The 12,553-nt window shown below is 67.1% G+C and carries 15 protein-coding genes; 3 read left to right on the top strand and 12 right to left on the bottom strand.

Translation table 11 applies throughout. From position 1 onward, the window contains the following. Window positions 1–125: 125 nt before the first annotated feature. Window positions 126–902 (bottom strand): YdcF family protein, encoded by a 777-nt coding sequence (locus LJE61_RS05175; RefSeq protein ID WP_296910219.1) that lies wholly within the window; start codon window positions 900–902, stop codon window positions 126–128. A 68-nt stretch (window positions 903–970) separates the two neighbouring features. Further along, complete coding sequence (locus tag LJE61_RS05170) at window positions 971–1,873, bottom strand: complex I NDUFA9 subunit family protein (RefSeq protein ID WP_296910221.1); 903 nt, start codon at window positions 1,871–1,873, stop codon at window positions 971–973. Between the two features lie 244 nt (window positions 1,874–2,117). On the opposite strand from LJE61_RS05170, the gene LJE61_RS05165 reads away from it, so the two are divergent. Then, window positions 2,118–2,912, top strand: a complete 795-nt coding sequence (locus tag LJE61_RS05165) for a sulfite exporter TauE/SafE family protein (RefSeq protein WP_296910222.1) — start codon at window positions 2,118–2,120, stop codon at window positions 2,910–2,912. 6 nt (window positions 2,913–2,918) lie between these two features. On the opposite strand, the gene LJE61_RS05160 is transcribed toward LJE61_RS05165, so the two are convergent. Continuing rightward, entirely contained in the window at window positions 2,919–3,578 is a 660-nt protein-coding gene (locus LJE61_RS05160; RefSeq protein ID WP_296910223.1) for a hypothetical protein, read from the bottom strand. Window positions 3,579–3,589: 11 nt separating this feature from the next. Then, on the bottom strand, window positions 3,590–5,563 hold the full coding sequence (locus LJE61_RS05155) for a transglycosylase SLT domain-containing protein (RefSeq protein ID WP_296917682.1): 1,974 nt from the start codon (window positions 5,561–5,563) through the stop codon (window positions 3,590–3,592). An 81-nt stretch (window positions 5,564–5,644) separates the two neighbouring features. Between LJE61_RS05155 and LJE61_RS05150 the strand changes: the two genes are divergently transcribed. Beyond that, on the top strand, window positions 5,645–6,076 hold the full coding sequence (locus LJE61_RS05150) for a hypothetical protein (RefSeq protein WP_296911314.1): 432 nt from the start codon (window positions 5,645–5,647) through the stop codon (window positions 6,074–6,076). A gap of 40 nt (window positions 6,077–6,116) precedes the next feature. Continuing rightward, entirely contained in the window at window positions 6,117–6,476 is a 360-nt protein-coding gene (locus LJE61_RS05145; RefSeq protein ID WP_296911312.1) for a hypothetical protein, read from the top strand. Window positions 6,477–6,499: 23 nt separating this feature from the next. Here LJE61_RS05145 and sbcB read toward each other — a convergent pair whose 3' ends face one another. The 8 genes from sbcB to LJE61_RS05105 form a co-directional block, all read right to left on the bottom strand. Then, window positions 6,500–7,954 carry an exodeoxyribonuclease I gene (sbcB, locus tag LJE61_RS05140; protein WP_296911310.1) on the bottom strand — a complete coding sequence of 485 codons (1,455 nt, stop codon included), beginning with the start codon at window positions 7,952–7,954 and terminating at the stop codon, window positions 6,500–6,502. A 25-nt stretch (window positions 7,955–7,979) separates the two neighbouring features. Then, a complete protein-coding gene (gene rplS, locus LJE61_RS05135) occupies window positions 7,980–8,324 on the bottom strand; it encodes a 50S ribosomal protein L19 (RefSeq protein WP_296911308.1) in 345 nt (114 codons plus the stop codon). 21 nt (window positions 8,325–8,345) lie between these two features. Beyond that, a complete protein-coding gene (trmD, locus tag LJE61_RS05130; RefSeq protein ID WP_296911306.1) occupies window positions 8,346–9,095 on the bottom strand; it encodes a tRNA (guanosine(37)-N1)-methyltransferase TrmD in 750 nt (249 codons plus the stop codon). Window positions 9,096–9,168: 73 nt separating this feature from the next. Beyond that, a complete protein-coding gene (gene rimM / locus LJE61_RS05125; protein WP_296911304.1) occupies window positions 9,169–9,678 on the bottom strand; it encodes a ribosome maturation factor RimM in 510 nt (169 codons plus the stop codon). A 31-nt stretch (window positions 9,679–9,709) separates the two neighbouring features. Continuing rightward, on the bottom strand, window positions 9,710–9,982 hold the full coding sequence (gene rpsP, locus LJE61_RS05120; RefSeq protein ID WP_296911302.1) for a 30S ribosomal protein S16: 273 nt from the start codon (window positions 9,980–9,982) through the stop codon (window positions 9,710–9,712). Window positions 9,983–10,204: 222 nt separating this feature from the next. Continuing rightward, on the bottom strand, window positions 10,205–11,416 hold the full coding sequence (locus LJE61_RS05115; RefSeq protein ID WP_296911300.1) for a toxic anion resistance protein: 1,212 nt from the start codon (window positions 11,414–11,416) through the stop codon (window positions 10,205–10,207). A gap of 87 nt (window positions 11,417–11,503) precedes the next feature. Continuing rightward, window positions 11,504–12,400: a 5-bromo-4-chloroindolyl phosphate hydrolysis family protein gene (locus LJE61_RS05110; RefSeq protein WP_296911298.1), complete on the bottom strand. Its 897-nt coding sequence runs from the start codon at window positions 12,398–12,400 to the stop codon at window positions 11,504–11,506. An 11-nt stretch (window positions 12,401–12,411) separates the two neighbouring features. Further along, entirely contained in the window at window positions 12,412–12,540 is a 129-nt protein-coding gene (locus tag LJE61_RS05105; protein ID WP_296911296.1) for a hypothetical protein, read from the bottom strand. Window positions 12,541–12,553 lie beyond the last annotated feature (13 nt).

Below are 12,553 nucleotides of genomic sequence, written 5' to 3'. Positions count from 1 at the left end.
GCTACCTCGAGTGGATTGGCTGAGCCTGGACCCGGATGGGACCGCACCGGGTCCAGGCTCGAATAACCGCGAGAACACGCATTTGAACTGCAAAGCGGCAAGCGCCGCAACCCGCTGCAATCGGCTCAGGATCCCGCCCATCCGCGATGCCGGTAGACCCACCAACCCAGGTACTCCTTCAGCGCGCGGGTGCTGTCGGACAGCGCCTCGGCATCCGGAAGCCAGCGGATCGGGTGAGCCGGCTCAGGCATGACCTCGAAGTCGATCGGGGCCGGTATCGCATCGATGCCAACCGCACGGAAGGTCGCCAGGGCCCGCGGCATGTGCAATGCCGAGGTCACCAGCAAAACCCGATCGATCCCTTCCGCGCGCAGAATCTCGGCGGTATAGAGGGCGTTCTCTCGCGTATTGCGGCTGCGCCCCTCCAACAGCACCGCCTCGGGCGGAACGCCCAGATCGGTCAGGAACCGCCGCATCCCGTCGGCCTCGACGGCGCGCTCTCCCAACCAGGGCAGGCCGCCTCCCGAGACGATGATGCGGGGCGCCTTGCGGGCATGGTAGAGCCGCGCCGCGTGCCACACCCGATCCGCGGCCCGCCCCAGATCAGGATAGGACCAGTCAGGCGGTGCGCCCCGGATGGCTCCCCCGAGCACCACCGCCGCATCCGCGGCCGGCAAGGTCTGGACCCCCTGTTGGACGAAGCGACCCTCCAAGGAGAGACGCAGTCGATCCGATACCATAGGCATCGACCAGAGAGCGAGCCAAAGGATCCCGATCGCCAAGCTCAGCAGGGCGGCTCGGACCCGGCCCAGCAGCATCAGGACCAGCGCCAGCGATCCGAGGACGAGCGAGGCGCCGAGCGGATAGGCCAACTGGCTGAGCAACTTATCCAGGTAGAGCATGGATCTGGGCGCACCTGTCTGCGGATGCCTCGCACGGAGCGGTCACTTGGACGGCTGGCAGCGCGGGACTACTTGAGATAGCCGGGAACCACGGCGTCGACCGAGGTTGCGGCGATGCCGAGCTGGCCGAGCCCGTCCTCTCGACAGAGGCTGTCGACCTGAAGGGATCGATAGTTGTCCATGCTGAACGGGCGACCCGGCAGCTTCTCGAAGACACGCGCCTGGAGCCGGGACAGACCCTCGTTCAAACCGATGACGCGCACAGGCCGCCCGATCCGAGCCGCCGTATAGGCAAGGATGTCACGCAGCGTAAAGGTGCGTGGACCGCACAACTCATAGCACTTCCCGCTGGTCGACGTGTCTTCGAGCGCACGCAGCATGGCGCTCACGACATCGCCCACATAGACGGGTGCAAAACGCGAATCGGCGCAGGCCAGCGGGAAGGGTCCGGGGAACAGTCGCAGCAGCGAGGCGAAGCGGTTGAAGAGACTGTCGCCGGGTCCGAAGATCACGGAGGGACGAAGCACGGTCACCGCCAGACCCTTCCCCGCGGCGGCCAATGCCACGGCCTCCCCGCGCCCTTTGCTCCTGAGATACTCGCTCGGACCCGCGGGGTCCGCGTTCAGTGCGCTCATCTGCACATACGACCGCACCCCGGACTGACTCGCCAGCTGCGTCGCCAGCTCGACCATCCCGACGTGGACCGCCTCGAAGGTACGGCCGGCATCTTCGTTGAGAATCCCGATCAGATTGATCACCGCATCGCAGCCGTTCATCGGCTCGCGCAAGCCGGCCTCGTCCCAACGCTCGAGTCCGCACAGCTCGCAGCCAGGCACCAGTCTAAGATGGCGATGCCGATGAAGGTGCCGCGTCGGCACGCGGACCAGGTAGCCTGCGCCGGACAGGCGATTCAACAGATGCTGACCGACGAAGCCGGTCCCTCCAAGGACACAAACGCGCGGATGTCTCATGATGTCTAGGTCACTCCTCTGGGGCGTCTGGTCGCCCGTGATCTGGAGCCGACTGGCTGCACTGCAAAGCCACCCCGTGCCGCCGGGCCTCCGTTCGGGTCCGCAGCCGCCGACCCCTGTCTTGCGCCATCGCGGGCATGTGACCGCCCCGGGCACGGTGAACGCGGCGTAATATCCTACCGAATCGGCGGCCGGGCGGCTTGTCGCGCCTGCGGTCGCCGGAAACCGAAAGGGACATTGTCACTTGCTCGAGCTAACCGCCTATCTCGCCATCGGTGCCGCATCCGGACTACTCGCCGGGCTCTTCGGGGTGGGCGGCGGCGTGATCGTGGTGCCCGCACTCATCCTGCTCTACGCCCAAATCGGGCTGGCGACGGATTGGACACCACACCTCGCCGTAGGCACGTCGCTCGCCACCATCGTCGGCACCGGGGCGGCCTCGGCCCATGCGCATCATCGGCGCCGCGCGGTGCACTGGGGTCTGGTCGCCGGACTGGCGCCGGGAATCGTCTTGGGCGCCTGGATCGGCGCTGCCCTGGCCAGCTTCATCCCCGAGCTCTGGCTGAAGCGGGTCTTCGCCTGCTTCCTGAGCTTCGTCGGCGCACGCATGCTCATCCCCGGAAACGTGCGCCGCGATGGCGCCCTCCCGGGCCCGCTGGGCATGTGGACCGCCGGCGGGGGCATCGGGGCTCTTTCCGCGCTGGTCGGCATCGGCGGCGGCACCCTGACGGTCCCGTTTCTCAACGGCCGTGGACTCGACATGCGCGAGGCCGTCGGCACCTCGTCCGCCTGCGGCATCCCAATCGCGATCGCCGGGGCGGTCGGTTTCATGGTCATGGGCTGGGGACGCGAGGGCTTGCCGGACTGGAGCACCGGATTTATCCACTGGCCAGCGGTCTGCGGCATCCTGCTGGCCAGCATACCGACCGCGCCGCTGGGCGCACAGCTGGCGCAACGCCTGCCTGTCGCCTTGTTAAAGCGTCTGTTCGGGGTCCTGCTCTTGCTCGTCGCCATCCGCCTGGCGACCGGTGGCGACTGAGCCCGGTCAACGCCCGCCGTCGAGCATGAGCCGGCGATAGAGATAGACCTGACCTTGGCGATCCCGCAAGACCAGGCGACCCTGATCCAAGGCGTATTCGAACTCCTGAGCGAAGCTCTCGCGACGATTGGTCAGCTCGACACGATCGCCGGTCACGCGAATATCACCATCGATGGATCCGCTGAAGGGCGCATAAATGCGATAGCGTCCACCCTGAACGATCAGAAGCCCATCGTCACTGCCTTCCCAGATGCCTTCCAGCGGACCCGCACCCCACGGCATCGCGCCTGCCATCGGACCGCCGGGCGCGAGACGCCCCATCATCTCGGCCATCTGCCCCGCTTGGCCCATCTGGCCCATCTGACTCATCGGATCCATCTGCGAGCCGCCGGGGAACGGCATGGGAACCGAGCCCGGCACGCCTCCGGGCCAGGACCCGAACCCGGACGGCCAGCCGGACATGCCCATCGGGTTGCTCCACCCTTGTGGCCCCGCCGGAAAGGCACCACTGCCGGCACCGAACAGGCCCATCGCCTCCATCATCCGCACCATGGCGTCCGCCATCGCCGAGCGGTTCGGGTTGACATCGGCGGAGAGGTCGGACGCGAGCACGCCCCAGAGGCAGACGGCCATGACCGAAAGGCGGCGACGATTGGCGTTCGACATCAGCGATTCATTCAAGACTGAAAGAAGCCCGCGCCCGGCACGGGGGGAAGCCAGTCGGACACACGCGCCGGCAGGCCGAGCCGCTCGGCGTAGATCACCCGATAGGCGAGAACCCGTTCAACATAACGACGCGTCTCGCGGAACGGGATCGAGACGATCCACAGGTCAGCCTCGATACAGGCATCGGGAAGCCAGCGTGCGACCCGCTGCGGTCCCGCATTATAGGCGGCCGTGGCCAAGGCGACATGCCCAAAGCGATCGCGCATCCGCGCCAGGTAGGCACTGCCCAGTGTGATGTTCACGGACGGATCCAGCAGATCCCAACGCGTCGGCGGATCTAGATCAAGCCCCTGTGCGACTTCACGCGCCGTCCCCGGCATGACTTGCATCAAGCCGATCGCGCCCGCGTCGGATGCCAGGGTCCGGGCGAAGACACTCTCCTGTCGGATCACCGCAAAGACCCAGTCCTCATCCATGCCGATCTGCCAGGCCCGCTCGCCGATCAACGAGCGATGCTTCAGCGGAAAACGCAGGTCCAGATCGTCCCAATAGCCGGCGCTTGCCGACGCTTGGATGGCCAGATCGTGCCAGCGCATGACATCTGCCACGTAGGCCGCGGCCATGAGGTCGGGGACCTCGAGATCCCGGATCAGCTCCCGCCATTCCCGACGCATGTCGGTCTCGCGGCCCAGACGGCTCAGCTCGCGCACCCGAGCGATCGTCGGACTCGCGGCCAACGCTCGGATCCGCGCCGGCTCGGCCGGTGTCCCGGCAGGGTCGAGACGATAGCTCAGCCCGAGCCGATCGGCGGCGATGAAGGCCCAGAGGCTGCGCCCCTGCGCGGCCGCCGTCAGGGCGATCCGGGACTGCGCCTCGCGGCCGAGCGCCGCCTCGGCCCGCCCTTGCCAATAGAGCCAGCGATCGCGCTTCGCCTCGCTTTCGGGCATCCGCGCCACCCACTCGGCGACCCGATGCCAGGCTCCTTGGCGAATCGCCGCACGCAGGCGCGCCTCCTGCTCCGGAAGGTTGTGACTGGTCGCCCGTATGGCGCTCCACACCACGAGGCCGCGCGGGTCGCCTGCCTCGCTCAGGGCACGTGCGACTGCCGCATGTGCGCGATCGGAGGCACGCTCGTCCGCGGCCAGACGATGCCGCCAGGCGCCCAACGCCTCGAGGGCCGCCTCCGGCGAGCGCTGCGCCAAGCGGGCGACGCCATGCGCAAGGATCGGAGCCGCGCGAGGGTCGTTCTCCTCGAAACCGAGTGGCGCCAGCACCAAGGCGGGCTCGGCATCGACCGCGAGCCAATGGTCGTGCCAGAGACTCTCCGACGCCGGCAGCAGCCCGCCAAGATAGCGGGCGACGCCCCGCTCCCCCGCCTCCATCGCCAGACGCAGCCGGTCCCAGATGCGGGCCGGCGTCAGCTCGCCGGCGTCGCGCCAGGCCGCGAAGACCGGATCGCAGGCTTCCGGCTGCGAGCGTGCCGACAGCCACAGGGGCTCAACCTGCGCCAGCGCCTCGTCGCGGCGTCCCGTCTCGAGCAGCGAGCGCAGGAACAGACATTGCCGCACCGTGGATTGGTCGCCGCGATAGATCCGCGCATAGTCCGACCAGCGCTCCGCACCGGCGAGTCGCGCCAGATAAGCCCGGCGCAGCCGGTTGGCAAGCTGGGTCTGCGGAAAGTCCCGCAGAAAGTCCTCGATCTGGTCGTCCGATGCTGCGGGGAGGTCTCGCGCGAGCTCGGAGAAACGCAGATAAGGATAGAGGGGGTAGTCGGTGAGCTGGGCGGCCAGGCGTTGAAAGGTTTCCAGGTCCCCGCTGCTCAAAGCGCGCTGGGCCTCCAGGAAGGCGCCCCGATCATCCGCCTGCGCGCAACGGACAACCGCGAGCAGGATCGCCCCGACGGCGAGCAGGAGGGCCGGCGACCGCCGGTGCATTGAGAGCGGCGCGAGCACGGACTCGGGGATCCTGAATCGGCTTGTCGACACACCCATTGTCGGCGAAACTTCTCCCTTCTGTTGAGGCGCGACCGGGTCGCGCCGCCGCGCCGACCTGACAGGGACAACGCCATGCGCCTTCGCCACGGCTGCTCGACGCTGACACCCACCGCCGCCCTGGTGGCCACCCTGAGCGCGACGGCAGTTACCGCCGGACCCAAGCTTCAGGGGATCTACTCCAACATGGAGCCGTCGGTAGGGCAAGGGGAGCTGATCGGCATGGAGGTCTTCATCCTGCCGTACGTCGAGGGCAGCGGCGACGGCGAGGTCGCCTACACCGCTCTGATCCAGTTCGCGGACGGCCTGCCTGCCCGCCCGCAGCTCGTGGAGGCTGATGTCCAGGGCCAGACCATCGCGCTCTCGGCCATCCATCCGGTCTTCGGCGAGCTCCGATTCACCGGAAGCATCGACGGGGATGGCCTGTCTGGGCACTTCGACCAGCTCGGAGAGGTGACGCTGCCCCGCGGCGAGAGCATCTCGCAGTGGGGCTCGGGCGACCGCTAGTCCAGGGATCCAGACTCACCTTCAACCCTGAGAGAATGCCATGAAGACAGCGATCCTCGCCCTCATCTGCCTGCTCATCGGAAGTGCCATCGGCGGATTTCTCGCACTTGGTTTCGGCGCCGGGATAGGGGCCGCGAACGGACTCGTCATTGGATCACAGGCCGGTGTCTGCCTGGCCGTCGAGACTGCTGAGGAGCAGGGCCTGGTGAGCGACCCGGCGCAGAGCGATGCACTCATCGCCGCAGCGGTCGCCAAGATCCGCGACAAGAGCGGCGCGGTCCCGGCTGAAGCCGGCTTGGAATGGATCCACACTGCCGACCAGTGCCGCGACATGGTTCGCCAACTGGTCGAGGGGCCGGAGCACGTGGCCCAAGCGCCAGCTGCCCCGCGTCCGCATTGACCCGATCGGGTCGCCGCCCCGCTTCAGGCCTCGCGCCCGAGCACCCGCTCGCCCCAGTCGGCGAGTGCGTGGAGCACCTGCAGCTTGTGCGGATCCTCGGCGTATTGCTCAGACAGCGCACTCAGACGCCTCTGGTAATCCGCGAACACGATCCCGCCGCCCGCAGCAGGGTCGGTCAGGCGGGCGAGCCGGAACCGGTCCCAATCGTCGCGCTCGGCCGGGGTCAGCGTGTCCGGCCAATTGCGGGCACGATAGCGAAACAGCATCTCGCCCAGCCGCGGGTCCTGGAAGGTCGCGGGATAAGCCGCCAGCCCGGTCGGATCGAGTCGGTGGATCTCCTCCATGGCGCGACGGTCCGCGTCCGAGAAAAACCCTCCCGAGTAGAGCATCAGGTCGGGGTCGGTCTCCGCGTCTCTCGCGCCGGCGAGATGGACCGCCCGGACCTTCTGCTGCACCGCTGCCGCAGAATCGCGCAGCAACCGCGCCTGCTCCGCGATCGCCGCCGGCGCGATGTCCCAGCGCTTCGCCGCCTCGCGGGTCAGGGTGCTCATGGGAGCGAGGATGGGGGCACGATTAACGTGGATCGTCTTCAATGGAACGCGCTCCACCCCGTCGGGAAGGTCACCCGCCGGGCTGAACAGGCGGGCCCTGATCTCGTCCGCGGAGAGATCGAGCAACAATCTCGCCGGCGCGCGCAGATCGACACAAATCACGCCGTTCGGATTGGACGGATGCGAGCACAGCGGAAGCACGGGGGCGATGCAGCCCAGCGAGGCCGGGTACCGGGCCGAGACATGCAGTAAGGGGGCACGCCGGGCGAGAAGCCCCCGCACCGCCCGCTTGTCCCGCAACCTCAAGGCATAGTCGAACAACTTGGTCTGGGCACTGCGCAGCCGGCGTGCGAGCTCGATCGTGGCACGCACGTCTGACAGGGCATCATGTGCCTGACCGTGCTCGATCCGGTTGGCGTCCGTCAGATGCTCGAGCTTAAAGGAGGTCGCGCCGTCGTCGCGGGTCGGCCACTCCAGACCTTCCGGACGCAAGGCATGCGCAAGGCGCAAGGCATCGATTAGATCCCAGCGCGAATTTCCATTGCGCCACTCGCGTGCATAGGGGTCGAGCAGGTTGCGGTAGAGCAGATTGCGCGTGACCTCGTCGTCGAAGCGCATGCTGTTGTAGCCCGCACCGCAGGTACCCGCGACGCTGAGCTGGGCATTGACGACGGAGGCGAACTCAGCCTCGACCAACCCCTCGCGGTCGGCGATCTGCGGTGTGATTCCGGTTACCAGGCAGGCCTCCGGATGGGGCAGCAGATCCGTCGCGGGCCGACAATAGACCAGGCACGGCTCGCCGATCTCATTCAAATCGACGTCCGTGCGGACGCTCGCGAACTGGCAGGCTCGGTCCCGGCGCGGATCAGCGCCCCAGGTCTCATAGTCATGCCAAAGGAAGGTCGGCGTGCCCGGGCGACCAGCCAACGCGGCGAACGAGTCGGCTCCCGCGCTAGACCTTCTCGCGGATACGCGCACTCTTGCCGGTGCGACCGCGCAGATAATACAGCTTGGCCCGGCGCACGTCGCCCTTGCGCTTGACCTCGATCCCCGCGATCGCCGGGCTATGCGTCTGAAACACGCGCTCGACGCCTTCGCCATGTGACATTTTGCGGACCGTGAAGGCCGAGTTCAAACCCCGGTTGCGGATCGCGATGACGACGCCCTCGAAGGCCTGCAGACGTTCGCGCGTCCCCTCCTTGACCTTGACCTGGACAACCACGGTGTCGCCGGGAGCGAAGTCCGGCACCTCGGATTTCGTTTGCTCGTTCTCGAGCTCGAGAATGATGTTGCTCATGGTTTCCTTCGGCTCCTGTTCTCAACCGGTTTCGTCCCGAAGATTCAACCGGATATATTCATCGAGCAGCGTCTGCTCGTCTGGACTGAGGCCGCGCCGCACCAACAGGTCCGGACGACGCTGCCAGGTTCGCCCGAGCGCCTGTTGCCGCCGCCAGCGCTCGATCGCGCGATGATCCCCGCCGATCAAGACGGCGGGGACCGCGCATCCGTCGACCTCGAGCGGCCGGGTATAGTGCGGACAGTCCAACAGCCCATCCGTGTGCGAATCCCGAGCAGCGGACTCGGGATGACCGAGGGCACCGGGAAGCAGCCGGATCGCAGCGTCGATCAGGACCATCGCCGGCAACTCGCCGCCACTCAGGACGTAGTCCCCGATCGACCACTCTTGATCGATATCGCGCTCGATCAGTCGCTCGTCGATGCCCTCATAGCGACCGGCGACCAGGATCCAGCCGGGTTCCGTCGCAATCTCCTCCACCGCCGCTTGATCCAGCAGCCGACCCTGAGGCGAAAGATGGGCAACCCGGCTGCCCGGCGCCTCGGCGCGGGCAGCGGCGATCGCGTCGCGAAGCGGCTCGACCTTCATCACCATCCCGGGACCGCCGCCATAGGGTCGGTCATCGACCGTGCGATGCCGATCATGCGCGTAGTCGCGCGGGTTCCAGAGATGCAGCTCGGCAATCCCGTGCCTGAGTGCACGGCCGGTCACCCCCTGATCGAGGAGGATCCGGAAGAGCTCCGGTAACAGCGTCACGACATCGAAGCGCATCGCGGACACCCCGCCGGGTCGCCGCTGATCCCGGTCAGCCCCGACCGACCCTCCAACGTCACGTCCAGCCCGTTTAGAAGGACGCGTCCCAGTCAACCAGCATCCGAGCCTGCTCGAGATCGACGTCCTTGACGACATCACCCCACACGAACGGGAGCAGGCGCTCTCGATCACCCCGGATGACGATGACGTCATTCACGCCGGTCGAGAACAGACGATCGATCACACCGAGATCGGTACCCTCCGTCGTGACGACCGACAGGCCCTCAAGATCGATCCAGTAGAACTCGTCGGGCGCCGGGGGCGGAAGTTGCTCACGCCGGACGGCGATCTCCTGGCCCACGAGCGCGGCGGCCTGGTCGCGATCCTCGCAGCCTCCCAGACGGACGACCAGACCCTTGCCGTGGCGTCTCCCTTCCTGCACCGTCCAGCCCCTCGCGTCGGTGCCCAGCAGCCAGGGTGAGTAGCTGAGGATGCCGTCACGCGGGTCCGTCTCCGAGGCCACCTTCAACCAGCCGCGGACCCCATAGACCCCGGCGATGCGTCCTACGACGATCCTGGTCGAATCCGGGTCGCTGTCCACCTGTCAGACCAGTCAGGCGGCCCCTGCCACCCTAGGCCGCAACCGGCGTCACCGCGGCCGCCTCGCGCGCCGCCTGCTTCAGCAGCTGCTTCACCCGCTCGGTCGGCTGAGCCCCGCGACTGATCCAGTAATCGGCGCGCGCGCGGTCCACGCGCAGCGCGACCTCGCCGCCCCGCGCCAGCGGGTTGAAGAATCCGATGCGCTCGATGTAGCGGCCATCTCGCTTGGCGCGAATGTCGGCAACGACGATCTGGTAGAAGGGGTGTTTCTTCGAGCCACCCCGAGACAAACGAATCGTGACCATTTGCTGTCCTGGATCAGGCGTTTGGGCTTCGCGCAGAAGCCTCTGCGGGTAAACGGGCAAATATACAGAATCTCCGGAGAAATGGAAGTGCGGATGACATGTCGCCCGGGAAACGCACCTCGTCTCCAGAGTCCGATGGTCTGGGTGGGGTGCCTCGGCCGGGCGGTTTGCCGGAAGGCGATTCCCGTTGCGTGCTGACTGTCGGCCAGGTTGGCCAGGCCATCAGTGTTCGCTCGCACCTCGGGCGCTCGCGGAGGCCAGGGCCCGGCGGAGATCGGCCTCCAGTCGCCCCAGCTCCTGACTGGCTGCGGCACGCGCACGCTTTCCCTGATCGGCGATTGCCAGGCTTTCCTCGATGGTCTCGATCAGGGCCTGGTTGGCCTGCTTGACCACCTCGATGTCGAAGACCCCCCGCTCGATCTGGCGGCGCGCCTCGGCGTTGGCCGATTTGAGATTCTCCGCGTTGGCCCTCAGCAGATCGTTGGTCAGGTCGGTCGCCGACCTGAGGGTGTCGGCCGCGGCACCCGAGCGATAAATGGTGACGGCCTGAGCCAATTGCTGCCGCCAGAGGGGGACGGTATTGACCAGGGTCGAGTTGATCTTGTTGATCAGCCCCTTGTCGTTCTCCTGAACAAGGCGGATGCTCGGAAGGCCCTGCATGGTCACCTGCCGGGTGAGCTTGAGGTCGTGGACACGACGTTCCAGGTCATCCCGGGCACTGCGCAGGTCTTTCAGCCGCTGCACCTCGACCATATCCGCGCCCGACTCGACGCGAGCGGCCAGCCCGGGGATCGTCGTCGCATCCAGCTCGGCGAGCTTGTGCTCGCCTGCCGCGATGTACTGCTCCAGGGTCCGGAAGTAGTCCAGATTGGCCGCATAGAGCCGGTCGAGCGCCGTCACATCGGTCAGCAGCTTGGTCTTGTGCCGCTCCAGCTGTGCGGAGATGCCCTCGATCTGATCGCGCACCGCCTCGTATTCCTGAAGGAACTTGACCACCGGGCGACCTTTCCCGAGCAGGCGCGCCACCAGCCCGGGTTTGCGGTTGGGGTTCAGGTCATCGACGTGAAACCCCTTCAGCGTGGTCACCATCTCGCTCAGCGCGGCACCAGCCGGCCCCACATCCTTGGCCCGCACGCCCTCCAGCATCTGGTCGGAGACCTCGGTCAGCCGCTCCTGGGCTTTGGCCCCGAAGAAGAGGATCGAGTGCGTGTCGTTGAGGTCCAGCTCCTGGAGCAGGCGTCCGATCTCGTCCTCGCTGATCGTCGCCACGTGCGCCTCTGCGACGGCTGTCAGGGGCTGGGCCGCCGCATTCGCCGGATCGGCGGGGACGGCCTCCGCTGCCGGCTCGGCGGCGAGCGTGGGTCGGTCGCCGGTATCCGGGCGACTGGCTTGGGCGAAGGTGGATGCCAGCTCGGTTCGTTCTTGCTCGTTCACTCGATCTCTCCCCATCCGTCTCGATTCTCACGCACCATCTGTCATCAGCACCCGGTCACGCTACATCTCAGCCCGACGGCGGTGTCGTCACTGGATCCCTTCGCGCTCCAGCTGTTTCTTCAGCACCTCGATCTGTACGTCGAGGTCCATGACATCGGTACTTAGCAGACGCCGCTGCTGCTGGTCGAAGACCTCCTCGACCGTCACCAGCACATTACGAAAATTCTGCTCCAGCTCGCGGGAGTCCACCAGACGATGGGTCCGGGCATAGCCGTCGGTGACCTGCTTGACGCCGTCGAGATAGACGCTCAAGAACTTGCGCGCACGAAACAGATCGGTCGGTCGGTCCGCGATCTGATTGAGAATCGACCGGCCCTGCGCGCCGATCCGCAGCAGCCGGGCCTTGAGCTCGGGATTGGCGATAGCAATCGTCGCGCGGTCCAGGTCGATCAGCTTGCGCTCGGCCTCCGCCAAGGCCGCCGCGACGGTCCGCACCCGCTCGTCTTTGGACGACAGGGCGCGGGGCCGCCCGAGTGGCTCGAACGCATACAGGAGATGAAACCCGAGCATCGCCACCGCAGCGAAGGCGAGGCTCATCCCCCAACCCTGTCCGACCGCAACCAGCGCGGCAAGCCCGGTCGCCAAACCGGTCAGCAGACCGCCGATCGTCTTCAGAGGGACCCGCTGCAGACGCGTGAACCGCAGGATCTGCTCGGCATGCTCGGCCCGCAATCCCCTTCGGGTCAGGTCGGCCGCGGCCATGAAGAGGGCAAAGATCGCTCCATCGGCCAGAACGGCGTCCAGCCGCCCGGCACCGAGCCCGACCAGCGCACCGATCAGCAGCGGGATCGGCAAGATGAACAAGAGCGTGCCTTTCGCGCGCGGGCGTCGCAGACCTTGGGCGGCCTGCTCACGACCGGGCTTGGCGCCGAGGATCAACTCGGTCAGGCCCAGGGTTCGACGCTGCTCGGGGGGCGTGCTCACCGGACCGGCCGTCAGAGTGCGAACATGGCCTGGCACGAAACCAGACCCACGCTGCAGGTCAGCAAGACGCCACCGAGCACCCGGATCCCCCAAGGTGGCCGATAAGGCAGATTAGGCTCGCCTTGCTGTGGGACGGGCATGCTCGGATCTCTC

This window comes from Thiocapsa sp. (assembly GCF_022340925.1).
Taxonomy (GTDB): domain Bacteria; phylum Pseudomonadota; class Gammaproteobacteria; order Chromatiales; family Chromatiaceae; genus Thiocapsa.
This window is presented reverse-complemented; position numbering and strand designations above follow the sequence as displayed.

What these genes read in the sequence shown, in the direction of transcription:
- LJE61_RS05175 (WP_296910219.1), bottom strand. Translation starts at nt 902, where the DNA reads ATGCTCTACCTGGATAAGTTGCTCAGCCAGTTGGCCTATCCGCTCGGC.
- LJE61_RS05170 (WP_296910221.1), bottom strand. Translation starts at nt 1,873, where the DNA reads ATGAGACATCCGCGCGTTTGTGTCCTTGGAGGGACCGGCTTCGTCGGT.
- LJE61_RS05160 (WP_296910223.1), bottom strand. Translation starts at nt 3,578, where the DNA reads ATGTCGAACGCCAATCGTCGCCGCCTTTCGGTCATGGCCGTCTGCCTC.
- LJE61_RS05150 (WP_296911314.1), top strand. Translation starts at nt 5,645, where the DNA reads ATGCGCCTTCGCCACGGCTGCTCGACGCTGACACCCACCGCCGCCCTG.
- LJE61_RS05145 (WP_296911312.1), top strand. Translation starts at nt 6,117, where the DNA reads ATGAAGACAGCGATCCTCGCCCTCATCTGCCTGCTCATCGGAAGTGCC.
- rplS (WP_296911308.1), bottom strand. Translation starts at nt 8,324, where the DNA reads ATGAGCAACATCATTCTCGAGCTCGAGAACGAGCAAACGAAATCCGAG.
- trmD (WP_296911306.1), bottom strand. Translation starts at nt 9,095, where the DNA reads ATGCGCTTCGATGTCGTGACGCTGTTACCGGAGCTCTTCCGGATCCTC.
- rpsP (WP_296911302.1), bottom strand. Translation starts at nt 9,982, where the DNA reads ATGGTCACGATTCGTTTGTCTCGGGGTGGCTCGAAGAAACACCCCTTC.
- LJE61_RS05105 (WP_296911296.1), bottom strand. Translation starts at nt 12,540, where the DNA reads ATGCCCGTCCCACAGCAAGGCGAGCCTAATCTGCCTTATCGGCCACCT.